The organism is Limimaricola litoreus (genome assembly GCF_024159025.1).
GTDB lineage: Bacteria > Pseudomonadota > Alphaproteobacteria > Rhodobacterales > Rhodobacteraceae > Limimaricola > Limimaricola litoreus.
This window is the reverse complement of the sequence record NZ_JAMYXC010000112.1, coordinates 1-24,256: the sequence shown is the minus strand read 5'-3', so window position 1 is coordinate 24,256 and position 24,256 is coordinate 1. Positions and strand designations below refer to the sequence as shown.

Sequence of the window (24,256 nt, the reverse complement as noted above, 5' to 3'; positions counted from 1 at the left end):
CAAGGCGCGCCCCATGGGGGGCGCGCCGATCACGTCTCAATCGTCGAGCGCGCCCTTGGCCTCGCCCTTGAGGTTCTGGCCATGACCCTTGAGCTTCTGGGCCTTGCCCTCGTCCTGCAGGTCCTTGTTGTCCGTGGCCTCGCCGATCTTGTCCTTGGCCGCGCCGACGGTCTTGTTCGCGGCGCCCTTGGCCTTGTCTTCGCTCTCGCTCATGTCGTGCTCCTCGCCTTGGTGATGCGGGCGAGGGGCGCTTTGCCCCCTGCCCCGCTTGCCCACCAAACGCGCCGCGCCGCGCATCAGTTCACCTTGCCCACACGATTCCCGACAGACGATCTCGGATATACCCAAAAGCCGCCCCGCCTCCGGTTGACAATGTTTACCATTATGGTCAGGAAATTGGGAAGCACGGAAAACACCCCCGGAGGGACATCATGACACGCATCTTTACCGCGCTCCCGGCGCTGCTGGCCTTCGCCGCTCCCGCCGTGGCGCAGGACCGCGCGGAGGTCGTCGCCACCTATGCCGACATCGCCGCCGCGGGCTACGAGGACAGCCTGCTCAAGGCCCGCGCGCTGCAGGACGCCACCCGCGCGCTGATCGAAACCCCCTCCGCCGAGGCGCTCGAGGCGGCGAAAGCCGCATGGCTCGCCGCCCGTGTGCCCTACCAGCAGACCGAGGTCTTCCGCTTCGGCAACCCGATCGTCGATGACTGGGAGGGCCGGGTGAACGCCTGGCCGCTTGACGAGGGGCTGATCGACTACGTCGACGGCGACACCCCCTCCGCCGAAAACCAGCTCGCCGGCCTCAACGTGATCGCCAACCCGCGCTTCACCCTTTCGGGCGAGGAGATCGACGCCACCGAAATCACCCCCGCCCTGATTGAGCAGACCCTGCACGAGGCCGATGCCGTCGAGGCCAATGTCGCCACCGGCTACCACGCGATCGAATTCCTGCTCTGGGGCCAGGATCTCAACGGCACCGCGCCGGGCGCGGGCGCCCGCCCCTGGACCGATTACGCCACGGGTGAGGACTGCACCGGCGGCAATTGCGACCGCCGCGCAGACTACCTCGCCGCCGCGACCGAGCTTCTCGTCTCGGATCTCGACTGGATGGCCCAACAATGGACCGAAGCGGGCGCCGCGCGCGAAACCCTCATGGCCGACCCCGAGGCCGCCGTGGCGGTGATGCTGACCGGCATGGGCAGCCTCTCCTATGGCGAGCAGGCGGGCGAACGCATGAAGCTCGGCGTCATGCTCAACGACCCCGAGGAAGAGCACGACTGCTTCTCCGACAACACCCACAACAGTCACTATTACGACGGTCTGGGCATGCGGAACGTCTATCACGGCGAATACCTGCGCACCGATGGCCGCCTCGTCTCCGGCCCCTCGCTGGCCGATCTTCTCGCCGCCGCCGATGCGGATGTCGCGGCCGAGCTGAGCGCCGATATCGACACCACCATGATCGAACTTGGCCGGATCAAGACCGCCGCCGAGGCAGGCTTCAGCTACGACATGATGCTCGCACGCGGCAATGCCGAGGGCGAGGCGCTGATCATGGGCGCGGTCGACGCGCTGGTCGATCAGACCCGCTCGATCGAGCGCGCGGTCGCCGCACTCGGCCTCGACCAGATCGGCTTTGCAGGCTCCGACAGCCTCGACAGCCCCGACGCGGTCTTCCAGTAAGCCCGCCTCCCGCGGGCGCGCGGCCACGCTCGCGCGCCCGCGGCATTCAGAGACAAAACCGGGGCGTTTCCGTGCTGCGCAAGACCCTCACCCTGCTGTGCGCCACCGCGCTCCCCCTGACCGCGCCGCTGGCGGGGCCCGGCACCGCCGATCTCACCGCGCCGCATCTCGACGTGCTGCCGCGCAGCGCGGAAGAGCGCGCGCGCATCATTGCCGTCACCGCTCCCCCCGCGGATTTCGCCGCGCCCGAACCCTTCGAGGCCAAGCCCGGCGGCGCGGCCAGCGTGCGCGCACGCACCACGCCCGACGCCTTTTCCCAGCCCTCCGGCAATATCCCCTTCGAGCGCGAGCTCGATTTCAAGATCGGCAACGGGCTGTTCAAGAAGCTCTGGGTCTCCTCGCCCGCCTCGACGCTGGCCTCCGACGGCCTCGGCCCGCTCTACAACGCCCGCTCCTGCCAGCGCTGCCACCTCAAGGACGGGCGCGGCCATCCGCCCGAGGGGCCAGACGACGACACTGTCTCAATGTTCCTGCGCCTCTCGGTCCCCGCCGCCCCCGAAGAGGCAATGAGCGAGATCGAGGCCTTCCTGCTGTCGATCGGCGAAGATGGCGCGCGCACCCGACCAGACCCCATATATGGCGGTCAGCTGCAGGATTTCGCCGTGCAGGGCCACGCCGCCGAGGGGCAGATGCGGGTCGAATACGAGGAGTTCGAGGTCACCCTCTCGGACGGCGAGACCGCCCGCCTGCGCCGCCCGAGCTACGCCATCGAAGATCCGGGCTACGGCGCCCCCCACCCCGATCTGATGCTCAGCCCCCGCGTCGCCCCGCCGATGATCGGGCTCGGCCTGCTCGAGGCGATCCCGGCCGAGGACATCCTCGCTCTCGCCGACCCCGAGGACCGCGACGGCGACGGCATCTCGGGGCGCGCGCAGATCGTCTGGTCCTTCGAGTTCGACCGCCCGATGCTCGGCCGCTTCGGCTGGAAGGCGGGCGCGCCGACGCTGCGCGAACAATCGGCCTCGGCCTTCGCGGGCGACATCGGCATTTCCAGCCCGATCTTCGACGCGCCCTTCGGTGACTGCACCGAGGGCCAGCCCGCCTGCCGCAGCGCCCCGCATGGCGATGGCGACGCGCGCGAGACGGAAGTCGACGCCGAGGCGCTCGATCTCGTCACCTTCTACAGCCGCAACCTCGCCGTGCCCGAGCGCCCGGACGTGGGTGACGCGCAGGTGCTGCGCGGCAAGCAGATCTTCCACGAGACCGGCTGTGCCGCCTGCCACACGCCCAAGCACGTGACCCACAGGCTCACCGATCAGCCCGAGCAGAGTTTTCAGCTGATCTGGCCGATGACCGACCTTCTGCTGCACGACATGGGCGAAGGTCTGGCCGACCACCGCCCCGAGGGGTTGGCCTCGGGGCGCGAATGGCGCACCGCGCCCTTGTGGGGCATCGGGCGGACGGAGCTGGTCAATGGTCATACCCAGTTCCTGCACGACGGACGCGCCCGCTCGCTTCTCGAAGCCATATTATGGCATGGCGGAGAGGCCGACCCCGCCAAGACCCGCGTCGCCGAAATGCCGAAAGCCGATCGCGACGCCCTGATCCGATATCTGGAGAGCCTATGATGACGCGCCGCCTCGCCGCCGCCCTCGCCCTGATCGCCGCCGCCGGGGCCGCCCCGGCGGGCGTGCCCGATGCGGTGGAGGACCACGTCCTGCCCGGCATGGACCGCTTCGCCGAGGCGAGTGCCGCACTGTCCGAGACGGCTCTCGCCGATTGCCGCGCTGCAGCATTGCGCCCTGCCTATCACGCGGCCTTCGACGCCTGGCTTGGCGTCGGTCACCTCCGTTTCGGCCCGTTTGAGGAGGACGGTCGCGCGCTGGCCATCGCCTTCTGGCCCGACACCCGCGGCATGGTGGCGCGCAGCACCGATGCGCTGATCGCCGATGCCGACGGGGCGGTCGATGATCCGCAGGCCTTCGCCGAGGTCTCGGTCGCGGCGCGCGGGCTCTTTGCGCTGGAGCGGCTCCTGTTCGAGCCGGGCATGGCCGATTACGTCGAGAACGATTACCGCTGCGCCCTTGCCCGCGCCATTTCGGTCGATCTGGCGCGCATGGCAGATGAGCTGGCCCAGGACTGGCGCGCCGACCATGCCCCCGCGATGATCGAAGCCGACAATGCGACCTACCGCGCCCCGCGCGAGGCGCAGCAGGCGCTCTATACCGCGCTGACCACCGGCCTCGCCTTCAACGCCGACCAGCGCCTCGGCCAGCCTCTGGGCAGCTTCGACCGCCCGCGCCCCGCGCGCGCCGAAGCCCGCTACGCCGAACGTTCCTTACGCAATGTGAAGCTATCGCTCGTCGCCCTGCGCGACCTTGCCCGTGCGCTGGCGGACACGTCGATCCCGCAGACCGAAGCCGCCTTCGAGACCGCGCTCGATGCCACCACAGCGCTCGACGCGGTCTTTGCCGGGGTCGAGGATCCGCAGGAACGGCTCAGGATCGAGATCCTGCAGCAGCGCATCACTGCCATCTCAGGCCCCGTCGCCAACGAGATCGGCGCGCCGCTCGGTATCTCGGCGGGGTTCAACGCCACGGATGGCGACTGAGATGACCAGCCGCCGCCGCTTCCTCGCCTCCATGCTCGCCGCCTCGGCTCTGCCGCGCCCGGTCTGGGCCGATGCCGGCGCACCCGCCTACCTCGCTGCCGCCCGCACGCCCGATGGCAGTTTCGCGCTGTTCGGCCTTTCCGCCGGGGGGCAGGCGGTCTTCCGGGTCCCCTTGCCGGACCGGGGCCACGCCGCCGCCGCCCATCCGGTCGCCCCCGAGGCTGTGGCCTTCGCCCGCAGGCCGGGCACCTTTGCGCTGGTGATCGACTGCGCTTCTGGCCGGGTGCTGCACCGGCTGCAATCGCCGCAAGGGCGGCATTTCTACGGCCACGGCGCTTTCCTCGAAGACGGTGAAATCCTTTGCACCACCGAGAACGACATCGCGACCGGAGAGGGGCGGATCGGGCTGTGGTCGCGCGCAGAGGGCTATGCCCGGATCGGCGAGATCGCCTCGGGTGGCATCGGCCCGCACGAGTTGCGCCAACTTGGTACGCGGACCCTCGTGGTTGCCAATGGCGGCATCCGCACCGATCCCGCAAGAGGCCGCGAGAAGCTCAATCTCGGTACGATGCGCCCGAACCTTGCCTATGTCGATCTCGACCATGGCCCGCAGGAGGGGATCGAGCTGGAACCGGATCTGCACCGGAACTCGATCAGGCATCTGGGCGTCAGCGGCACGGGCGAGGTGGCCTTCGCGATGCAGTGGCAGGGCGACGCGATGGCGGAGGTTCCTCTCCTCGGCCTACATCGTCGCGGTGCGGTCCCGCGCCTGCTTTCGGCCGATCTCGCCGAGCAGATCGCGATGCAGGGCTATGCCGGCAGCGTGGCCTTCGACGGGGCAGGTGAGCGCGTGGCCATCACCTCTCCGCTTGGCGGGCGGCTGCATGTCTTCGACCGAGAGGGCTCCGTCGAAAGCCTTTCGCGTGCCGACATCTGTGGTGTTGCCCCGGCTTCGAATGGCTTCCTGGCGACCGACGGGCTTGGCGGTGTCATGGCCGCCGGAGCGAAGGGGCTCGTCACCTTGTCGCGGCACGAGAATGCCTGGGACAACCATCTCGTTGCGATCAGCTGACGGCTTTTCGCGCTCACCTTGCCTGTTCAAATCTCCCGCGGCGTTCACAACTGTGAACTCAGACCGGGTCGGGCAGGAGGGCCATGATCATCCGCATTGGTGAAAATGCGCCGCCTCTGGCCTTCGTCACGAGGCTTCTGAGATAGCCGCCGGGGTTTCGGATCGCCGAGAACCTTTGCAGCATGGCGCCTAGCACGGTGGCGGCCTGTTCTTTGCCCAGAATCCCTTTCGCTTCGTCCCAGACGGCGGGGGAAATGCCGGTCATGGGGCGGATCTTGTCGGCCGCGCGCATGAAGCCGTGCCAGTCGGCGATGGGATCTGGCGCATAAACGCCGACCTCGGTGCAGGCGCGAAGCACGAGGCGCAGCGGTGGCAGGCTCGGGCTGGTCTTCTTTGCATCCGGTGCGAGGTTGGCTGCCTCTCGGGCCGGTGGCGGTGTTTCGATGCGCTCGGATGTCTGCGCCGGTTCAAGATCAATAAGATCTTTATTTGTCTTCTGTTGGTGCTGCTCATTTCGGGCGTCAGTGTTGCTCGAAATGGTTGATGAGAGGTCAAGCAGGCGCGCGGTTTCGCGGATGGCGTCGCGCAGGGACAGCTCGATCGCGGCAAGGGTTTCGAGGTTGAGCTTGCGGCGCAGCTGGGCTGCGACGGCCTGGGACAGATCGGACAGACGGGGCAGGGCAGGGGCGTCGATGCCCTCCAGCCCGGCCAGCTCGACCAGGGCCGAGAGGTCGCGGCGCAGCAGGCTGACGGTCTGACGCCGCGATGCAAGTTCGGCGGCCTCGACCCGGCAGCTCTCGGCGGCCTCGGCGATCTCGGCGGCGCGGTGCAGCAGCGGCGAGAGGTCGAAGCCGAAGGCGATCTTGGCCCCGGCGATACGGCGAGCGTAGCGCTTGCCGTTGGGGCTGTCGCGGCGAAGCAGGAAGCCCTCGGCCACCAGCTTGGCGAGGTGGCGGCGCATGGTCGAGCAGGCCATGCCGTTCGCACGGGCGCAGATCGTCTCGTTGGAGGGGTGGACGATGAGCGGGGCGGAGGCGTCGAGCCGGGTGTCGGGGTGACAGCTCAGCAGCGCCTGAAGCACGGTGATGTCGCGGTCCGACAGGCCGAAGCGGGTCCGGCCCGCGGTGAGGTCGCGCAGGATCTGCCACTTGTCGATCGGGCAGGGGGCCTGAGTGCCGGGGGTCTGAGCGCGGGGGCGATGGTTTTCGAGCGCGGTGCGGACAGTCCGCTCCGTTCGCCCGAAAGGCGTGAGGGAATGATAGCCCATGTTTCGATCACGAAGACAAAAAATCCCGCAACGCGAATCGATAACGACTTGCGCAGAACATCTCGCGAGACTAACTTGAGGGTGCAAAGATCAAGTTGGGGTCTCGTGGAGCTTTATTAGCTTTACGGGGCTCTTTCTTTGTCTGGCTCGTGCTCCTTCTCTTGCGGTTTCGGTTCGGGGTTCAGTCTTCGGCGCGCGCCTTCCAGCGGGCGTGAAGCTCTTCGACGATCGCCTGCGCCTCGGCATCGATCCAGTCGGCAAAGCCGGGATCCTTCAGCTGCAGATCCAGCCCCTTCGCGGTGCGCCGCAGCGTGCCGGCGTTGCGGCCTTCGATCTGCAACGTCTGGCGCTTGGGCGCATTCGACGTGGCCCGGCGCGGGGCAGGGGCGGGGGACAGCCGCTTCAGCACCGCCTCGAAGGCGGCGACGGAGGCGTCTTCGTCGCTTGCCTCGCCGCGCACTTCGGCGACCTGCGCGGCGGTGTGGACCTCTTCGGCCAGATCGGCCAAGGCGGCGCGGTCCGCGCCGCTGGCCTCGATCGCGCGGGCCATCGTCTCCCAGCGGGGGCGGCCGATGCCATGGGCGGGGCCGATCGCGGTGGCGAGCTCGCGGCCGATGATCTCGGCCACCGAGATCGCCATGGAGACCGAGGATTTCGACACGGTCAGCACCTCGGCCACCTGGCTCTGGTTGCCGAAGCCGTTCTCGACAAGGCCCTGGGCGAAAAGCGCCTTTTCGATGAAGGAGAGATCGCGCCGGGCCATGTTCTCGGAGATCTGCGCGGTCATGGCGTCGCGCTCGTCGAGCGAGGCGATGAGCGCGCGGACCTTGTCGACCTTGTCGGAGCCGCGGATCGCCTCGAGACGGCGGCGACCGTAGACCAGCAGGTAGCGGCCGTCCTTCTCGGGGTTGCGGCGCACGAGGATCGGCACGGTCTGGCCATTGGCCTCGATCGCGTCGCGCAGGTCGAGCACATCCGCCGGGTCGAGCCGGTCGCGGGTGCGCATGTCATCCACGAGGGCGGGGTCGATTTCCCAGACGCGGTGGCTGTCGACCGCGTCGCGGGCCGAGCGCAGGGCGCGGTTCGAGGACATCATCGGCGTGTTGCGCGAGGTGGAGCCCGCGGCGGCGAGGCCGTCGAGCATGGACATGCGTTTCTTGCGGTTCTCGCTCATTCCTGCGTTCCCCTCATCTTCCCCATGTCTTCTGGATCAGCGCGGCGATCTCGTCGTTGACCGCGTTGACGCTTTCCATCGCGCGGTCATAGGTCGAGCGGGTGAAGGCGCTGCGCTCGACCTCGTAGAGCGTCTGCTTGGTCAGGCCGGCATCCGAGATGGCGGTGGATTTCAGCATCGGCGCGTTGAGCACCTTGTCCCCATACATCATGCGCAGAAAGGCGACGATCCGGTTCTGCGGCGCGTCGGTCGGCTCGTAGCGGGTGAGCAGGTAGCGCATCCAGTCGTGCTTCATGTCGGCGCCGCTTTCGGCGATCACATCCATCAGATCGGCGGTCATGCGCAGGAATTGCGACATCGACATCACGTCGAGCATCTCGGGGTGGATGGTGACCAGCACGCCGGTCGCCGCCGACAGCGCCGACATGGTGAGAAAGCCGAGCTGCGGCGGGCAGTCGATCACCACCACGTCGTAGCGATCCTCGATCTGCGACAGCGCCTCCTTGACGCGGAAGAAGAACAGCCCCGCCTCGCCTTGGGCCAGCGCGCGGGGCGTTTCGTGTTCGAACTCCATCAGTTCGAGATTGCCGGGAATGAGGTCGAGGCCGGGGATGTAGGTGGGGCGGATGACGTCGGCGATCGGCACCGGGTTGTGGTAGCGGATGGCGTCGTAGAGCGTGCCGCCTTCGAGCAGGTCGAACTCGGGCTGCACCCCGTGCAGCGCGGTGAGCGAGGCCTGCGGGTCGAGGTCGATCGCCAGCACGCGGTAGCCCTTGAGCGCCAGCCGCTGCGCGAGATGGGCCGAGCTCGTTGTCTTGCCCGAGCCGCCCTTGAAGTTCATCACGCCGATGACCTGAAGATGGTCGCCCTCGCGGCGGCCGGGCAGGTAATCGCCGCGCCGCTTGCGCGCGGTCTTTTCCAGAAGCACGCGCAGTTCGCGCAGGTCCTGCGCGGAATAGAGCCTGCGATGGCCGGGCGTGACCATGGGCGAGGGGCCCTTGCCGTCGAGATGCAGCTTGCGCAGGTAGGAATCGTTGACCCCGAGCAGCACCGCGGCCTCGCCGGAGGTGAAGCGGCGCATTTCCTTGGAGGCGTCGGGCGGAAACAGGCTTTCGGCCTGGGCGTGGAGCTGCGCGGTCAGCCGCTCGGAATGATCGCGGATGACGGCGTTCAGCTCATCTTCGTCTCTGGTATTCTGAAGCTGCACGAGTCGCGTCCATCACCTTGATTCATTGGTCTTTGGCCCTGCCGTCTCGAAATTGCTCACGGATTCGGACGTTTTGCGACACGGCTTCGTGACTATTGACGGGGCGGGCCGAGTCTTGCAAGAGGAATTCACGTTTCCGCGCCAGATGTCACGCCCCATGCGGCATTGCCGGTCATGCTTGAAGGGGCCGGGACGGAGGGATGGTGTTCGCAGCTTGCCCGGATTCGCGGCAAGTTGCCTTTCCGGTTGGTGGGAGAGGCTGTGAAGTTGCCATGATATCCACGCGGCTTGGGCGCGGCCGCGCCGTGCGGGCATCAAAGCCATTGACTTGGAAGGGAACTGCTTGTTTCATTTGTATACGAACAAAATTATGCACGGTATTCCCGATCGATCACCGCGGTCCCCGACTGGAAACGAGGCTCACACATGTCTTTGAAGGCGCTTGCCCTTACCACCCTGGCAGCCTGCGCGGCGCTGCCCGCCACGCTCATTGCCCAGGAGCGCGCGTTTCGCATCGGCCTCATCACGCCGCCCGTTCACGTGTGGAACGAAGAGGCCCGCGGGCTTGGCGAGACGCTGTCGGAGATGTCCGACGGGCGGCTTTCGGTGACGACCTTTCCCTCGGGCCAGCTCGGCTCGGAAAGCGCGATGCTCCAGCAGCTGCAGACCGGCGCGCTCGACATGGCCTGGTTGACCACGGCCGAACTGACCACCCGCGTGCCCGACATGAGCGCGCTGCACGCGCCCTTTCTGGTCGACAACATCGCGGATGCCGCGAAGGTGCTGCGCTCGGACGAGGCGCGCGAGATCCTGGGCAAGCTGCCCCGCGCCACCGGCACGGTGGGGCTGTGCTACGCCATGACCGGCATGCGCCAGCTGATGACCAAGGAGCCGGTCGAGACGGCCGAGGACCTGGCCGGGATGCGGTTCCGGATCACGCCCGCCCCGCCGATCAAGACCTTCTTCGAGATGCTCGGGGCCGCGCCCGCGCCGATGCCGCTGACGCAGGTCTATGACGGGCTCGCCAACGGCCAGATCGACGCGATCGACATGGATTACGAGTCGATCATCAACTTCGGCTACCACGATCACGCCAGCCACATGCTGGAGACCAACCACCACCTGTTCGGCATGGTCGCGCTGGTCTCGGGCCGGGTCTGGGCGCAGCTGTCGGACGAGGACAAGGCGCTGCTGCAGGAGGCCTCGCAGACGCATTGCGACCAGACGATCGACCGCTTCGTCGCCAAGGAGGCCGACAAGCTCGAGACGCTCAAGGCGGTCGAGGGGCTGACCATCACCGAGGATGTGGACCCCGCCTTCTTCGGCGACGTGGTCGAGCGCTGGGACGCCGAATGGGCCGAGCAGACGCCCTATGTGCAGAAGATGCGCGACCTCGTCGCCACGTTCTGAACCGCGCGGCGGGGCGGCCCGAGGCCGGTCCCGCCGCATCGCCTCTTCGCGCCGCATCGGACATCGGATGACCATCGGATCTCTTCTCCATCGCCTGTCCTCGGGCCTTGCCTGGGTCGAGCGCGGGCTCTTGCGTCTGCTCGTGCTGATCATCGCGACCTTCGTGCTGCTCAACGTCGGCCTGCGCGTCTTCGGGATCACCATCGCCTGGGCCGACGAGCTGGCGGTCCATGCGATGATCCTGTCGGGCTTCATCGGCGCCTCTCTCATGCTGCGCGCCCGGATCGACCCGGCGGTGCTGCTGGCGCATGAGGTCGTGCCCGAAAATGTGGCGCGGGTGCTGCGCATCCTGGTTTCGACCGGCTCCGCGGCCTTCGGCATGGTGCTCTTCTGGCTCTGCCTGCGCTGGTTCGACCCGGCCGGGCTCATGGAGGCAGGCTTCGACGTGGCCGAGTTCGAGATGCAGAGCTTCAACTTCATCTATACCGACACCACGCCGGTCATGGCCGTGCCCTCCTACTGGTTCTACCTCGTGATGCCGTGGTTCGCGCTGACGCTGAGCGTGCATGCGCTGACCAATCTGGCCGAGGATTTCGGGCTGGTCGGACGCCGCGCCGACCCTGCCGGACTGGCGCTTTCGGAGGCCCCGCCATGACCATGCTCGTCCTTGCCTCGCTGCTTTTCGTCGGCATGCCGATCGGGCTGATCCTGTGCTGGGCCGCGCTGACCTTCATCGTCTCCTCGGGCAACACGATCCTGCTCGACAGCTTCGCGTTGCAGATGTTCAACGCGCTCAACAACTTCGGCCTGCTGGCGATCCCGCTTTTCGTGCTGATCGGCGAGCTGATGAACGGCTCGGGCATCACGCAGCGGCTGATCCGCCTCGCGGCGGTGTTCATCGGCAACATCCGCGGCGGGCTGGCCTATGTGAACCTGCTGGCCAACATGATGGTCGCCTCGATCCTCGGCTCGGCCACGGCGCAGATCGCGATGATGACGCAGGTCATGGTGCCCGAGATGGAGCGCGAGGGCTATCGGCGCGACTTCTCCACCGCCGTCACCGCCTTCGGCGGGCTTCTGGGCCCGATCATCCCGCCCTCGATCGTCTTCGTGGTCTATGCGGTGCTGGCGCAGCTGGCGGTGCGCGACATGCTGGTCGCGGGGATCATCCCGGGGCTGATCCTGACCTCGCTGTTTCTCGGCACCATCGCCCTTCTGGGGCGCCGCTATGCCTATCCGCCCTCGAAGAGCCCCAGCTGGGCCGAGCGGGGCCGGGCTGTGCGCGGCGCGCTGCCGATGCTGACGATCCCGGCGATCATCATCGGCACCATCACCGGCGGCTTTGGCTCGCCGACCGAGGCGGCGGCGCTCGGCGCCTTCTGCGCGGCGCTGCTGGGGCTTTTCGTCACCAGGACGCTGAAGCTTTCTGACATGGGGCCGATCCTGCTTCGGACCGGCATCAACTCGGCGCTGGTGCTGTTCCTGGTCGCGGCGGCGGGGGTGTTCTCCTGGGTGCTGGTCTTTGGCCAGGTGCCGCAGACGGTGGCGGCCTGGATCCAGTCGGTGGCGACGAGCCCGGTCAGCTTCATGCTGCTGGTGATGCTGGTCCTGCTGCTCGTCGGCACGATCATCGACGGCATCCCGGCGCTGATCATGGTGGTGCCGATCCTTCTGCCGATCGCCACCGACGTCTACGGCATCGACCCGGTGCATTTCGGGGTGGTGGTCTCGGTCAACCTGATCCTCGGCCTGCTTTCGCCGCCGGTGGGGATCGGGCTCTACGTCGCGGCCAACGCGGCCAATATCAGCCCGGTTTCGGTGATCAAGGTCTCCTTGCCCTTCTTCTGCGTGACCGGCCTCGCGCTGGTGCTGCTGGCGATCTTCCCGCAGCTCAGCCTGGCGCTGCTCTAGGTCCTGGCGCACGCAGGACGAGGGCCCGGTCACGATATGGCCGGGCCTTTGTCATTGAGAAAGGGGCAGCGCGTTCAGCAGATCTTGCGCAGCAGCTTCAGCAGCCTTGCCTGATCCTTGTCGGAGAGCGGCGCGAGGGTGAGCTGGGTGATCTCGGCGGCGAGCGGCAGCACGCGGGCCAGCACGCGCCGCCCCTCCCGCGTCAGCTCCAGCGTGATCATCCGCGCATCGGTGGCGGATTTCTTCTTGCTGACCAGCTCGCGCTTGACCATGCGCTGCACCACGCCGTTGATCGTCGACTGGTCCATCGAGGTCTGGCGGCCGAGGGCGTTCTGCGAGATCTCCCCCACCTCGCTGAGCTTGGCGAGCACGGCGAATTGCTGCGAGGTCAGACCTTCGGCCATGTGGGTGTGAAAGATGCTCAGATGCCTTTGCTGGGCGCGGCGCAGCAAGTAGCCGATCTGCGCGTCGAGCGCGTAGCCGCGGCGCGATGGGGTCTCGGCGCCCTGTTCGGTTTCCTGCTCGGTCTCCTGCTTTGGCGGCTGCCTGCCCTCCGCCTCGCGCTCATCGGCCATCTCGCCCTGCCCCGTTCCCACTCAAACAAATCGGCTCGCCTCCCCTAGCACGAAGGGAGGCGAGCCTGAAACACCCGGAGGCGACTCCTCGCGCGGCCCGGATGGGCCGGCGCGCGGCGCGTTGACCGCCGGGTGGGACTGGCCGAGACCTCTGCGAAGGCCATCGGGTTGGCGTTGTCGCTCATTGCCTCGATCATGCCGACGAAGAGGTCGTTGCTCATCACCGCAGCTTCATGCCGGCGACGTCCTCGGGGGTCTCGATCGGGCCCTCGCCGACGCGCTCCATGCCGTGGCTCAGCGGGTGATCCTCGACAGGGCTGTTCCAGCTGCGCCATTCCTTTGCGGCACTGGCGCCGGTCAGGACAGGCTTATGGACATGTTCGTGTCCTGCCTCGAAGTTGTAATTATTACCCGTCATGACTTTTACAAAAAATTGCAACGGACTTTGCCGTGACGCAGGGAGACCTTGTGAATCCCCGTAAATCAGGCTAATCAGTCGCAGGGGCCGGCAGCGGGCGGCGATATCTTGTCAAATCATGAATTACAAATGTTGACAATATGGAGGCCGGGCGGCTAGGGTGACGGGGCAATGCAGAGGTTCGCCCGGTGGCGGCAGGAGGAGACGATGGAGATGACGGCGCTTGGGGAACAGACCCATGCGAGGCTGATGCAGGTCAGCACCGCGACACTGACCACGGCGCTGTTCAAGCGCGGCTTTCGCAACATCTACCTGCAGGGGCCGCAGCGGCTTCGGGCGGGGCGCAACATGGTCGGGCTGGCCTATACGCTGCGCTACATCCCGGCGCGCGAGGATCTCGACGTGCTCGAAAGCTTTGCCGACCGCGACAACGCGCAGCGCAAGGGTGTCGAGGAATGCCCCGAGGGCGCGATCTTCGTGATCGACTCGCGCGGCGACGCGACGGCGGCCTCGGCGGGCTGCATCCTCGCCACGCGGCTGCAGCAGCTCGGCTGCCGCGGCATCGTCACCGACGGCGGCTTTCGCGACACGCCCGAGATCGCGCAGCTCGAGATGCCCGCCTATCATTCGCGCCCCAGCGCGCCGACCAACCTCACCAAGCACCACGCGGTGGCGGTCAACGATGCGATCGCCTGCGGCGGCGTGTCGGTTTTTCCCGGCGACGTCATTGTCGGGGACAACGAGGGCGTTGTATGCATTCCGAGGCATATTGCCGATGAAGTCGCGGAAGAGGCCGTCGAGATGACCTCCTTCGAGGATTTCGTGATGGAGGAGGTCCAGAAGGGCGCCTCGACCTTCGGTCTCTATCCGCCGACCGATCCGGCCACCAAGGGGAAGTACAGCGCATGGCGACAGGCAAACGGGCGATAGAGCTTTCCTCCACGGGCGGCCCCGACGGCGCGGCGCCGCCCACCCCCGCGCGAGCGGCGCGCGACACGCGCGACCGGACGCTGGCCGACACGGTCTATGAGAACGTGCTGGCCCGGATCGTGCGCGGCGATTTCCCCGTGGGCGAGAAGCTTCCCACCGAACACGAGCTGAGCGTGGAGATGGGCGTGTCGCGTCCGGTGCTGCGCCAGGCGCTCAAGCAGCTGCGCGAGGACGGGGTCGTGGTCTCGCGGCAGGGCTCGGGCTCCTTCGTGCGGCGCAAGCCCGAGGAGGCGGTGCTCGACTTCGCCCCCATCGGCTCGATCGCCGACATCCAGCGCACCTTCGAGTTCCGCGCCGCGATCGAGGGCGAAGCGGCGTTTCTGGCCGCGCAGCGCCGCTCGGAGCGCGAGCTGCGCCAGATCCAGACGGCGCTGGAGGAGCTCGACCGCTGCGTGCGCACCGGCGAGCTTGGCGTCGATGCCGACGAGGCGTTCCACGCCGCCGTCTGCGCGGCCTCGGACAACCATTACTTCATGTCGGCGCGCAACTCGATGAAGGCCAACATCCTCACCGGCCTCAACCTCACCCGCAACCTGTCGCTCACCAAGTCGCAGGAGCGGCTTGCGATGGTGCAGGCCGAGCATGACGCGATCTTCGCCGCGATCACCGCGCGTGACGGCGAGGCGGCGCGCCGCGCGATGCGCAACCATATCGAAAGCGCCCGCAGGCGGGTCTTCGACGGCGACATCGGGCAGGCCTGATACGCCCTTGCAGAGCGGCCCCGATGGCCCCCGCAGTGCGGGGGCCTTTCGCGTTCAGCCCTTGGGCAGGCCGTGCGCTTCCATGAAATCGTCGCGGCGCGGGGTGAAGGCGTCGATCAGCACGCCCTCTTCGAGGCACAGGCAGGAATGCTCTGCGTTCGAGGGGATCAGCATCGCGTCGCCGGGGCCGAGATCGCGGGTGACGCCGGCCACGGTGAAGCGAAACAGCCCCGAGGTCACATAGGTCGTCTGCACATGCAGGTGATGGTGCGGCAAGCCGCGGCCGTCCTTTTCGAAGCGGAATTCGACCATCATCAGATCGGCGTCCTCGCACAGGATGCGCCGCTGCGCGCCGGGGCCGGAGGTCATCCAGGCGTCGGGGGTGTCGCTGTTCACTTGCATCATCGTCTCCTCTGACGTTTCGGTGGGCGGCGAACAAATCTTGCGAACTTGTCGCCGGTTCGAAGTGGCTGGTTGTAAATCCGGTTTCAGTAGGGCCCTCGCCGGGCTTTCGGGTGAATAAAGCGCATCAAAATCATACTACTGGCAGCGCTTCAGCGAAGCGTTTCCGCCGCCGCCAAGGCGATCTTGTGAAGAGTTGATTGCCGGTTTACGCGCTAGTTGTCAATATTTGTATTGATCGGTCGTTACGAATCCTCTATCCCATCGGACAGTGCTTCCACGTCGGGGTGCAAAGGGAGGGGACCATGTCAGGCGTAAGTCTCGATAAAATCGTCAAACGCTACGGCGCGCTCGAAGTCGTCCACGGGATCGACCTCAAGATCGCGCCGAAGGAATTCGTCGTGCTGGTCGGGCCGTCGGGCTGTGGCAAGTCCACGACCCTGCGCATGATCGCGGGGCTCGAGGAGATCTCGGACGGGACCTGCCGGATCGGCGACCGGGTCGTGAACCGCGTGGCCCCGAAGGACCGCGACGTAGCGATGGTGTTCCAGAACTACGCGCTCTACCCTCATCTGAGCGTCGCCGACAACATCGCCTTCGGCCTGCGCATCCGCCGCACGCCGAAAGCCGAGATCGCCTCCTCGGTCGAGGAGGTCGCGGGCATCCTCGGGCTGACCCCCTATCTCGACCGTCGCCCCGCCGACCTGTCGGGCGGCCAGCGCCAGCGCGTCGCCATGGGCCGCGCCATCGTGCGCCACCCGGAGGTGTTCCTCTTCGACGAGCCCTTGTCGAACCTCGACGCCAAGCTGCGCACCCAGATGCGCGCCGAGATCAAGCGGCTGCACAAGCGGCTCGGCGTCACCTCGGTCTATGTCACCCACGATCAGGTCGAGGCGATGACCCTCGCGGACCGCATCGTGGTGATGCGCGACGGGCGGATCGAGCAGATCGGCACGCCGATGGAGCTGTTCAACGACCCCGTGAACACCTTCGTCGCGGGCTTCATCGGCTCGCCGCCGATGAACCAGTTCGAGGCGGTGGTCGAGATGGGCGAGCGCGGCCCCGTCGCCGTCGCCAATGGCGCGCGGATCGCGCTGCCGGCGCTCGACAGCCTGCGCAACGCGCAAGGCCGCCGCGTCATCATCGGCATCCGCCCCGAGCACGCCTCGATCGAGCCGATGCCCGGCGCCTCCGCCGTGCCGGTCGAGCTCGACCTGATCGAGACGCTGGGCTCCGAGGCGCTCTTGCACAGCTCGATCGGCGAGACCCCCTTTGTCATCAAGGCCGAGACCGGCGGCGACACCGCGCATCTTGCAGACGTCGATGCCTTTCACGTGGCGCCCGAGCGGATCAAGGTCTTTGACCACGAGACCGGCCGGGTGCTGGGAGCCGCCCGGATGGGGGTGGCGGCATGAGCCAGCAAGAGCATATCGGTCCCTCGACCGAGGAACTGGTCGTCGAGGCGCGAGAGGCGCTGCGCGACCGGGTCCGCCGCCGGGCCACGGGGCTTGGCGATCATTTCAAGCGCGAATGGCAGATCTACGTGCTGCTGCTGCCGACGATCCTGTGGTTCGGGCTGTTCCTTTACAAGCCGATGTACGGGCTGCAGATCGCCTTCAAGGATTACTCGATCTTCCGCGGCATCGACGGCAGCCCCTGGATCGGCTTCGAGCATTTTCAGACGCTGTTCGGCAACGACCAGTTCCTGCGGGCGATCAAGAACACCGTCATCATCAGCTTCTTCACGCTGCTGTTCGGCTTTCCCGCGCCGATCATCCTTGCGTTGATGTTCAACGAGATCCTCAACCAGACCTACAAGCGCACCGCGCAGACCATCGTCTACCTGCCGCACTTCATCTCCACGGTGATCATCGCGGGCATCGTGATGACGGCCTTTTCGCCATCGGCGGGCATCGTCAACGCCGTGCTCGAATGGTTCGGGATGGACCCGGTCTACTTCCTGACCAAGCCCGAATGGTTCCGGCCGATCTTCGTGGGCTCGGGCATCTGGCAGGAGGCGGGCTTCCAGTCGATCGTCTATCTCGCGGCGATCGCGGGCGTGAACCCCTCGCTCTACGAGAGTGCTGTGGTCGATGGCGCCAGCCGCTGGCAGATGATGTGGAAGGTGACGCTGCCGTCGATCCTTCCCACGATCATCATCATGCTGATCATCCGCATCGGCAACCTGCTCGAAGTGGGCTTCGAGCTGATCATCCTGCTCTACCAGCCCGCGACCTACGAGACGGCGGATGTGATCAACACCTTCATCTACCGCCAGGGCCTGCAGCAGGGGCAATACGACCTCGCCGCCGCGGCCGGCCTGTTCAACGCCGTCGTCGCCTTCGTCCTGGTGATGACCGCCAACACCATCTCCAAGCGCGTGTCGCGCACGTCGCTGTGGTGAGGAGGGCAAAGCCATGAAGATGAATCTCTATTCACGCGGCGACAAGTGGTTCGTGATCGCCAACATGGTCCTGGTGGGGCTGTTCACGATCGCGACGCTCTACCCGTTCCTCTACATCGCCGGGGTCTCCTTCAGCTCGGGCTTCGCGGCGGCCGCCGGCACGGTGGTGCTGACCCCGGTGGAGTTCACCCTTGCCGCCTATGAGCGGGTGTTGAGCGAGCCGGAGTTCTGGCGCTCCTACGGCAACACCTTCATCTACACCTTCGGCGGCACGGCGGTGAGCCTGTTGATCATCATCCCCGGCGCCTATGCGCTGTCGCGTCCGCAGCTGATCGGACGGCGGTTCTGGAACCTCTTCGTGGCCTTCACCATGTGGTTCAACGCAGGGCTCATCCCGTTCTTCCTCAACATGCGCGATCTGGGGCTGCTCGACAGCTACTTCGGCATCATCATCGGCTTCGCGCTGAATGCCTTCAACATCATCCTGCTGCGCAACTTCTTCGAATCCATTCCGTCGTCGTTCGAGGAGGCGGCGCGGATGGACGGCGCCAACGAGTTTCAGGTGCTGTGGAAGGTCTATGTGCCGCTGTCCAAGCCCGCGATCGCCACGATCACCCTGTTTTGCATCGTGGCGCGCTGGAACGGCTTCTTCTGGGCGATGGTGCTCTTGCAGAGCGAGGACAAGATCCCGCTGCAGGTCTACCTGCGCCAGCTCATCGCCGAGCTGTCGGACGACGAGGAATTCACCAGCACGCTGATCGACGCCGCCTATTCGGTCGAGACGGTTACGGCGGCGATCATCGTCTGCTCCATCATTCCGGTCCTGCTGATCTACCCGTGGGTCCAGAAGTACTTCAACAAGGGCATCCTGCTGGGAGGCGTGAAGGAATGACCCGCAAGACAGACATGCGATTTGGGAGGAAAACCATGCGTAAAACGACACTGTCCGCCGCGCTTCTGGCGACCACCATGCTGGCCCAGCCGGGCTTTGCGGAGGAGCATCACCGGATCGTCGAGGAGCCGCTCGAACTCAGCGTCCACTTCCACTGGCCGCGCAACCAGGGCTACGAGGAGGACTACCCCGTCGAGCAGGCGGCGCGCGAGATGACCGGCATCCACCTCGTCGACGAGACCGCGGGCCGCAACACGCCCGACCACAACGAGGCGATGAACCTGCTTCTGGCGCAGGGCGACCTGCCCGACATCGTCGGCGGCAACCGCATCAAGGACAAGGTCAACCAGTACGGCCCCGAGGGCGCCTTCCTTCCGCTGGGCGACCTGATCGCCGAGCACGCGCCCCACATTCAGGCCGTGCTCGACGAGCGCCCCGAGCTGCGCGACGCGATGGCGTCGTGGGACGGCAATATCTACTACGTGCCCTACCTGCCCGACGGCAAGTTCGGCCGCGCCTGGTTCATCCGCCAGGACTGGCTCGACGCGCTGGGGCTGGAGCGGCCCGACAATGTCGAGGAGCTCTACCAGGTGCTGGTGGCCTTCCGCGATCAGGACCCCAACGGCAACGGTGTCAAGGATGAGATCCCGATCTTCGAGCGCCAGTGGGAGGAGCTCATCCGCTTCGTCACCCTGTGGGACGGCCGCTCCTCGGGCTCGGACACCTATCACGACTTCTTCGTCGAAGATGGCGAGATCAGGCATCCCTACGCCACCGAAGGCTACCGCGAGGGGATCCGCAACCTCGCCAAGTGGTATGCCGAAGGGCTGATCGACCCCGAGATCTTCACCCGTGGCTCCAGCGCGCGCGAATACCTGCTGTCGGAGAACCTGGGCGGCGTGACGCATGACTGGTTCGCCTCGACCTCGGGTTACAACGACGCGCTGCAGGAGAAGGTGCCGGGCTTCGAATTCGCGCCGATGCTACCGCCAGAGAGCGTCTCGGGCCAGCGCATCGAGGAGCATCGCCGCACGCCGCTCAAGCCCGATGGCTGGGCGATCAGCTACGCCAACGAGCACCCCGTCGAGACGATCAAGTATTTCGACTTCTGGTTCACCGAAGCGGGCCGCCGCCTGTCGAACTTCGGCGTCGAGGGCCAGCACTACGAGATGGTCGACGGCGAGCCGGTCTATACCGACGCGGTGCTGAACAACGACCAGCCGGTCAACAGCCAGATGTGGGAGATCGGCGCGCAGATCCCGCGCGGCTTCTACATGGACTATGCCTATGAGTGGCAGTGGACCTCGGAGGCCGCCCGCGAGGGGATCGAGCTCTACGAGGCCAACGACCTGCTGATCGACCAATTCCTCGGCGTGACGCTCAACGAGGAGGAGCAGGCCGTCTACGACCGCTACTGGCCCTCGATCCTGACCTACATGCTCGAGCGCCAGCAGGCCTGGATCCTCGGCACCGGCGACGTCGAGGAAGACTGGGACAGCTACATGGCCCAGCTCGACAAGCGCGGGCTGAACGAGGTGCTCGAGGTGATGAACACCGCCTACGAGCGCCAGTACGACAGCTGACGCCAAGCGGCCGCGGGGGGCGACGATCGCTCCCCGCGGCCCCGCCCGACACATTCGACCAAGGATGCAAGCGCATGGCCACCATGACCGCCGACCCCAAGACCGCCTATCTCGACGAACCCGCCGCCGGCCGGCTCAACATCCGTTACGCCCCCGAGGAGGGCGCGGCGCTGACCGAGAACCCGCCGCGCTTCACCTGGCTGCCGGTGGTCGACGAGGCCGCGCGCTACGTGCTGCGCCTCTCGACCGATGCGGAATATTCCGACGGCGCGACGCAGCTCTTCACCGATCTGCCGCTCAATTTCCTGACGCCCGACAAGGCCCTCGCGCCCGGGCGCTACCACTGGTCCTACGCGGTGTGGGACGAAGGCGCCAAGCGCCCGGCCACCCGCTGGAGCGCGTCGCGCAGCTTCGATCTGCCCGAGGGGCTGCCCGAGACGCCGCTGCCGGGCCGGGCCGAGCGCTACGCGAACGCCGACATGGCGCATCCGCGCCTCTGGCTCGGGCCCGAGGAGCTGAAGGCCTTCCGCAAGGCGGTCGCCGCCGATCCCGAGCATTGCAACTGGCAAAAGTTCTTCGACAAGTCGGTCAAGCCCTGGCTCGACCGCGAGATCATGGCCGAGCCCGCGCCATATCCGAACAACACCCGCACCGCGCCGATCTGGCGGCAGACCTATATCGACTGCCAGGAGCTGATCTACGCGATCCGCCACCTCGCCATCGCGGGCAAGGTGCTCGAAGACGAGGCGATGGTCGCCCGCGCCAAGGAATGGCTGCTCTCGGCGGCCGATTGGGACCCTTCGGGGACCACCTCGCGCGGCTATACCGACGAATGGGCCTTCCGCGTCGCCGTGGCACTGGCCTGGGGCTATGACTGGCTGCGCGACGTGCTCGACGAGGACGAGGAGGCGCGGGTGCGCGAGGCGCTGCTGATCCGCACCCGCGAGGTGGCGCATCACGTGATCCGCCACGCGCATATCCACCTCTTTCCCTATGACAGCCACGCGGTGCGCTCGGTCTCCGCCGTGCTCGTGCCCGCCTGCATCGCGCTCTTGGACGAAGAGCCCGAGGCGCGCGAGTGGCTCGACTACTCGATCGAGTTCCTCTGGACCGTCTATTCGCCCTGGGGCGACAAGGAGGGCGGCTGGGCCGAAGGGCCGCATTACTGGATGACCGGCATGGCCTATCTGGTCGAGGCGGCCAACCTGCTGAAGTCCTTCACGGGGCTGAACCTCTACGAGCGGCCCTTCTTCCAGAAGACCGGGGATTTCCCGCTCTACACCAAGGCGCCCGACACCCGCCGCGCCACCTTCGGCGACGACAGCACCATGGGCGATCTGCCCTGCCTCAAGATCGGCTACAACCTGCGCCAATACGCCGGTGTCACCGGCAACCCGGCCTACCAGTGGTATTTCGACGAGATCTGCCGCAACGATCCGGGCACCGAGGGAGCGTTCTACAACTACGGCTGGTGGGATCTCAACTTCGACGACCTGATGTATCGCCACGACTGGCCGCAGGTCGAGGGGGCCGCACCGGGGCCGAACGACCGGCTGCGCTGGTTCGAGGGGATCGGCTGGGCCGCGATCCAGAGCCGGATGGACGACCCCGACCGGCACCTGCAGTTCGTGATGAAATCCTCGCCCTTCGGCTCGATCAGCCACAGCCACGGCGACCAGAACGCCTTTTGCCTTTCGGCCTTTGGCGAGGATCTGGCGATCCAGTCGGGGCATTACGTCGCCTTCAATTCGACCATGCATCAGGGCTGGCGGCGGCAGACGCGCTCCAAGAACGCGATCCTGATCGACGGCAAGGGGCAGTATGCCGACAAGGACAAGGCCCGCGCCATGGCCGCCACGGGCCGGATCATCACTGCCGAGGACCGCGGCGATGATATCTACATCCACGGCGACGCGACCGCCGCTTACCGCTCGCTCAGCCCCGAGGTGACCAGCGTCAGCCGCGAGGTGCATTTCGTCCATGACAGCTATTTCGTCATCGTCGACAGCATCGATGCCGAGACGCCCGTCTCGATCGACTGGCTCTTGCACGCCAACGGCCCCTTCGACCTGGGCCAGGCCTCGTTCCGCTACACCGGCCAGAAGGCGGGCTTCTACGGGCAGGTCGTCTGGTCCGAGGCGGGGATGCCGCGGCTGGAGCAGAAGACCGGCTTCGAGGGCGTCGATCCCAAGGAATACGAGGGCCTGCCCGAGAGCACCTGCCTGACGGCGCGCTTTCCCAAGGCCACGCGCCACCGGATCGCGACGCTGCTCGTGCCCTACCGGCTCGACGCGCCGCGCCGGATCTTCCACTTCCTCGACGATCAGGGCTACGACTGCGATCTCTACTTCACCGACGCCGAGGAGCGCACCTTCAAGCGCGTGGTGAAGAAGCTCGCGCGCACCTGACATCCTTGCCGCCTAGCCCGCGCGCCGGGCGGTAGCCTCCCACTCATATCCAAGGAACACGACATGGATCTCACCGGAAAAACCGCCATCGTCACCGGCGCGGGCCGCGACATCGGCCGCGCCTGCGCCATCCGCCTCGCCAAGGCGGGGGCTAACGTGGCGATCAACTACTACAAGAGCGGCGACGGCGCGCAATCCGCCGTCCGCGAGATCGAGGAGATGGGCGGCCGCGCCTTCGCTATGCAGGGCGACATGACCGAGCCCGAGCAGGTCAAGGCCTTCGTCGCCGCCGCTGCCGAGGCTTACGGTGCGATCCACGTGGTCATGCCGATCACCGGCGGGCTCATCGCGCGCAAGACCATCCCCGAGCTGACGGTCGAGCATTGGCAGGCGGTGATGGACGTCAATGTCACCTCGGCGCTGCTGCTGGTGCAGGCGGCGCTGCCGCACATGACCGAGGGCGGCGCGATCGTGAACATGGCCTCCCAGGCGGGCCGCGACGGCGGCGGCGGCGGCGCGCTGGCTTATGGCGCGGCCAAGGGCGCGATCATGACCATGACCCGTGGCATGGCCAAGGAGCTGGCCCCCGACATCCGCGTCAACGCGCTGTGCCCCGGCATGATCGACACCGATTTCCACAACATCTTCACCAAGCCCGAGGTGCGCAAGATGGTGGCGGGCAACACGCCGCTGAAGCGCGAAGGCACCTCCGAGGAGGTGGCCGATCTCGCGGTGTTCCTCGCCTCGCCCGCGGCGGCCTTCATCACCGGGGCCAATGTCGACATCAACGGCGGCATGCTGTTTTCGTGATCCTCCCCCGGGGCCGCCTTTCAAGGGCGGCCCCGTCCATTCCTCTCATGGCTCGAAGCGCCGCCACCAACCATGAAGGCGGCCCGCTCGCCCCTCCGATCTCATACCGTCCGCCCGCGCACTGCGCCCGCGACGGCCCGCCGACGCCAACTGACAAGGAGCACTTCATGCTCAAACGACAGCACCTGATCGCCGGAGACTGGCTCGACGGCACCGCGACCTTCGACAACCAGCCGATCGACGGCGCGCCCCAGAGTTTTCAGGCCGGCAACCCCGATCTGGTGGAGCGCGCCTGCCGGGCCGCCGAAGCCGCCTTTGCCAGCTATGCCGCCACCAGCGGCGCGCAGCGCGCGGCGTTTTTGCGCCGCATCGGACAGGAGATCGAGGCGCGCGGGGCCGAGATCACCGAGATCGGCATGCGCGAGACCGGCCTGCCCGAGGCGCGGCTCAACGGCGAGCGCGGCCGCACCGTGGCGCAGCTGGGCCTCTTTGCCGATCATGTCGAGGCGGGAAAGCATCTCGACCTGCGCCACGATCCGGCGCTGCCCGAGCGCCAGCCGCTGCCGCGCCCCGAGCTGCGGATGATGCAGCGCCCGATCGGCCCCGTCGCCGTCTTCGGCGCCTCGAACTTCCCGCTCGCCTTCTCCTCGGCCGGTGGCGACACGGCGGCGGCGCTGGCAGCGGGCTGCCCCGTCGTGGTCAAGGGCCACTCGGCCCACCCCGGCGTCGCCGACAT

23 protein-coding genes are annotated in these 24,256 nt (G+C 66.9%); 16 read left to right on the top strand and 7 right to left on the bottom strand.

The window, feature by feature from the left end; genetic code table 11:
• Positions 1-36 precede the first annotated feature (36 nt).
• Positions 37-213 carry a CsbD family protein gene (locus NHG85_RS07475; protein ID WP_253331204.1) on the bottom strand — a complete coding sequence of 59 codons (177 nt, stop codon included), beginning with the start codon at positions 211-213 and terminating at the stop codon, positions 37-39.
• Positions 214-431: 218 nt separating this feature from the next.
• On the opposite strand from NHG85_RS07475, the gene NHG85_RS07470 reads away from it, so the two are divergent.
• The 4 genes from NHG85_RS07470 (at position 432) to NHG85_RS07455 (ending at position 5,368) form a co-directional block, all read left to right on the top strand.
• Positions 432-1,685: an imelysin family protein gene (locus NHG85_RS07470; protein WP_253331202.1), complete on the top strand. Its 1,254-nt coding sequence runs from the start codon at positions 432-434 to the stop codon at positions 1,683-1,685.
• 74 nt (positions 1,686-1,759) lie between these two features.
• Positions 1,760-3,313 (top strand): di-heme oxidoreductase family protein, encoded by a 1,554-nt coding sequence (locus NHG85_RS07465; RefSeq protein ID WP_370362994.1) that lies wholly within the window; start codon positions 1,760-1,762, stop codon positions 3,311-3,313.
• Positions 3,313-4,296, top strand: coding sequence for an imelysin family protein (locus NHG85_RS07460; protein ID WP_253331200.1), 984 nt, complete (start codon positions 3,313-3,315; stop codon positions 4,294-4,296). The genes NHG85_RS07465 and NHG85_RS07460 overlap by 1 nt, the downstream gene beginning before the upstream one ends.
• A gap of 1 nt (position 4,297) precedes the next feature.
• Positions 4,298-5,368 (top strand): DUF1513 domain-containing protein, encoded by a 1,071-nt coding sequence (locus tag NHG85_RS07455; protein WP_253331197.1) that lies wholly within the window; start codon positions 4,298-4,300, stop codon positions 5,366-5,368.
• A 58-nt stretch (positions 5,369-5,426) separates the two neighbouring features.
• Here the strand turns inward: NHG85_RS07455 and repC are convergent, their stop codons facing one another.
• The 3 genes from repC to repA all read right to left on the bottom strand — a co-directional run bounded on the left by repC (position 5,427) and on the right by repA (position 9,016).
• Positions 5,427-6,635: a plasmid replication protein RepC gene (gene repC, locus NHG85_RS07450; RefSeq protein ID WP_253331195.1), complete on the bottom strand. Its 1,209-nt coding sequence runs from the start codon at positions 6,633-6,635 to the stop codon at positions 5,427-5,429.
• Positions 6,636-6,816: 181 nt separating this feature from the next.
• Positions 6,817-7,809 (bottom strand): plasmid partitioning protein RepB, encoded by a 993-nt coding sequence (gene repB / locus NHG85_RS07445; RefSeq protein WP_253331193.1) that lies wholly within the window; start codon positions 7,807-7,809, stop codon positions 6,817-6,819.
• Between the two features lie 13 nt (positions 7,810-7,822).
• On the bottom strand, positions 7,823-9,016 hold the full coding sequence (gene repA, locus NHG85_RS07440; protein ID WP_253331191.1) for a plasmid partitioning protein RepA: 1,194 nt from the start codon (positions 9,014-9,016) through the stop codon (positions 7,823-7,825).
• A 426-nt stretch (positions 9,017-9,442) separates the two neighbouring features.
• Between repA and NHG85_RS07435 the strand changes: the two genes are divergently transcribed.
• From NHG85_RS07435 to NHG85_RS07425, 3 genes are all read left to right on the top strand, one after another.
• Positions 9,443-10,426, top strand: coding sequence for a TRAP transporter substrate-binding protein (locus NHG85_RS07435; RefSeq protein WP_253331189.1), 984 nt, complete (start codon positions 9,443-9,445; stop codon positions 10,424-10,426).
• Between the two features lie 67 nt (positions 10,427-10,493).
• Positions 10,494-11,081, top strand: coding sequence for a TRAP transporter small permease (locus NHG85_RS07430; protein WP_253331188.1), 588 nt, complete (start codon positions 10,494-10,496; stop codon positions 11,079-11,081).
• The gene (locus tag NHG85_RS07425; RefSeq protein WP_253331186.1) at positions 11,078-12,337 is read left to right on the top strand and encodes a TRAP transporter large permease; all 1,260 of its coding nucleotides are present in this window, start codon (positions 11,078-11,080) and stop codon (positions 12,335-12,337) included. The genes NHG85_RS07430 and NHG85_RS07425 overlap by 4 nt, the downstream gene beginning before the upstream one ends.
• 74 nt (positions 12,338-12,411) lie before the next feature.
• On the opposite strand, the gene NHG85_RS07420 is transcribed toward NHG85_RS07425, so the two are convergent.
• Both NHG85_RS07420 and NHG85_RS07415 read right to left on the bottom strand, forming a co-directional pair.
• Positions 12,412-12,912 (bottom strand): MarR family winged helix-turn-helix transcriptional regulator, encoded by a 501-nt coding sequence (locus tag NHG85_RS07420; protein ID WP_253331184.1) that lies wholly within the window; start codon positions 12,910-12,912, stop codon positions 12,412-12,414.
• Between the two features lie 220 nt (positions 12,913-13,132).
• On the bottom strand, positions 13,133-13,330 hold the full coding sequence (locus NHG85_RS07415; protein ID WP_253331183.1) for a hypothetical protein: 198 nt from the start codon (positions 13,328-13,330) through the stop codon (positions 13,133-13,135).
• 171 nt (positions 13,331-13,501) lie between these two features.
• On the opposite strand from NHG85_RS07415, the gene NHG85_RS07410 reads away from it, so the two are divergent.
• Together NHG85_RS07410 and NHG85_RS07405 are read left to right on the top strand one after the other, a co-directional pair.
• Positions 13,502-14,260, top strand: coding sequence for a ribonuclease activity regulator RraA (locus tag NHG85_RS07410; protein ID WP_370362993.1), 759 nt, complete (start codon positions 13,502-13,504; stop codon positions 14,258-14,260).
• Positions 14,236-15,021: a FadR/GntR family transcriptional regulator gene (locus tag NHG85_RS07405; RefSeq protein WP_253331181.1), complete on the top strand. Its 786-nt coding sequence runs from the start codon at positions 14,236-14,238 to the stop codon at positions 15,019-15,021. Before NHG85_RS07410 ends, NHG85_RS07405 begins: the two co-directional genes overlap by 25 nt.
• 54 nt (positions 15,022-15,075) lie before the next feature.
• Here the strand turns inward: NHG85_RS07405 and NHG85_RS07400 are convergent, their stop codons facing one another.
• Entirely contained in the window at positions 15,076-15,423 is a 348-nt protein-coding gene (locus tag NHG85_RS07400; RefSeq protein WP_253331179.1) for a cupin domain-containing protein, read from the bottom strand.
• Positions 15,424-15,728: 305 nt separating this feature from the next.
• Here NHG85_RS07400 and NHG85_RS07395 point away from each other — a divergent pair, with 305 nt between their 5' ends.
• From NHG85_RS07395 to NHG85_RS07365, 7 genes are all read left to right on the top strand, one after another.
• A complete protein-coding gene (locus NHG85_RS07395; RefSeq protein ID WP_253331177.1) occupies positions 15,729-16,838 on the top strand; it encodes an ABC transporter ATP-binding protein in 1,110 nt (369 codons plus the stop codon).
• Entirely contained in the window at positions 16,835-17,827 is a 993-nt protein-coding gene (locus NHG85_RS07390) for an ABC transporter permease (protein WP_253331175.1), read from the top strand. Before NHG85_RS07395 ends, NHG85_RS07390 begins: the two co-directional genes overlap by 4 nt.
• A gap of 13 nt (positions 17,828-17,840) precedes the next feature.
• Positions 17,841-18,719: a carbohydrate ABC transporter permease gene (locus NHG85_RS07385; RefSeq protein WP_253331173.1), complete on the top strand. Its 879-nt coding sequence runs from the start codon at positions 17,841-17,843 to the stop codon at positions 18,717-18,719.
• A 35-nt stretch (positions 18,720-18,754) separates the two neighbouring features.
• A complete protein-coding gene (locus NHG85_RS07380) occupies positions 18,755-20,302 on the top strand; it encodes an extracellular solute-binding protein (RefSeq protein WP_253331171.1) in 1,548 nt (515 codons plus the stop codon).
• A 74-nt stretch (positions 20,303-20,376) separates the two neighbouring features.
• Complete coding sequence (locus NHG85_RS07375) at positions 20,377-22,710, top strand: DUF4962 domain-containing protein (RefSeq protein ID WP_253331169.1); 2,334 nt, start codon at positions 20,377-20,379, stop codon at positions 22,708-22,710.
• Between the two features lie 63 nt (positions 22,711-22,773).
• Positions 22,774-23,520, top strand: coding sequence for an SDR family NAD(P)-dependent oxidoreductase (locus NHG85_RS07370; protein WP_253331166.1), 747 nt, complete (start codon positions 22,774-22,776; stop codon positions 23,518-23,520).
• A gap of 167 nt (positions 23,521-23,687) precedes the next feature.
• Positions 23,688-24,256: aldehyde dehydrogenase family protein (locus NHG85_RS07365; RefSeq protein WP_253331164.1), on the top strand; the 569-nt coding region annotated here is incomplete at its 3' end.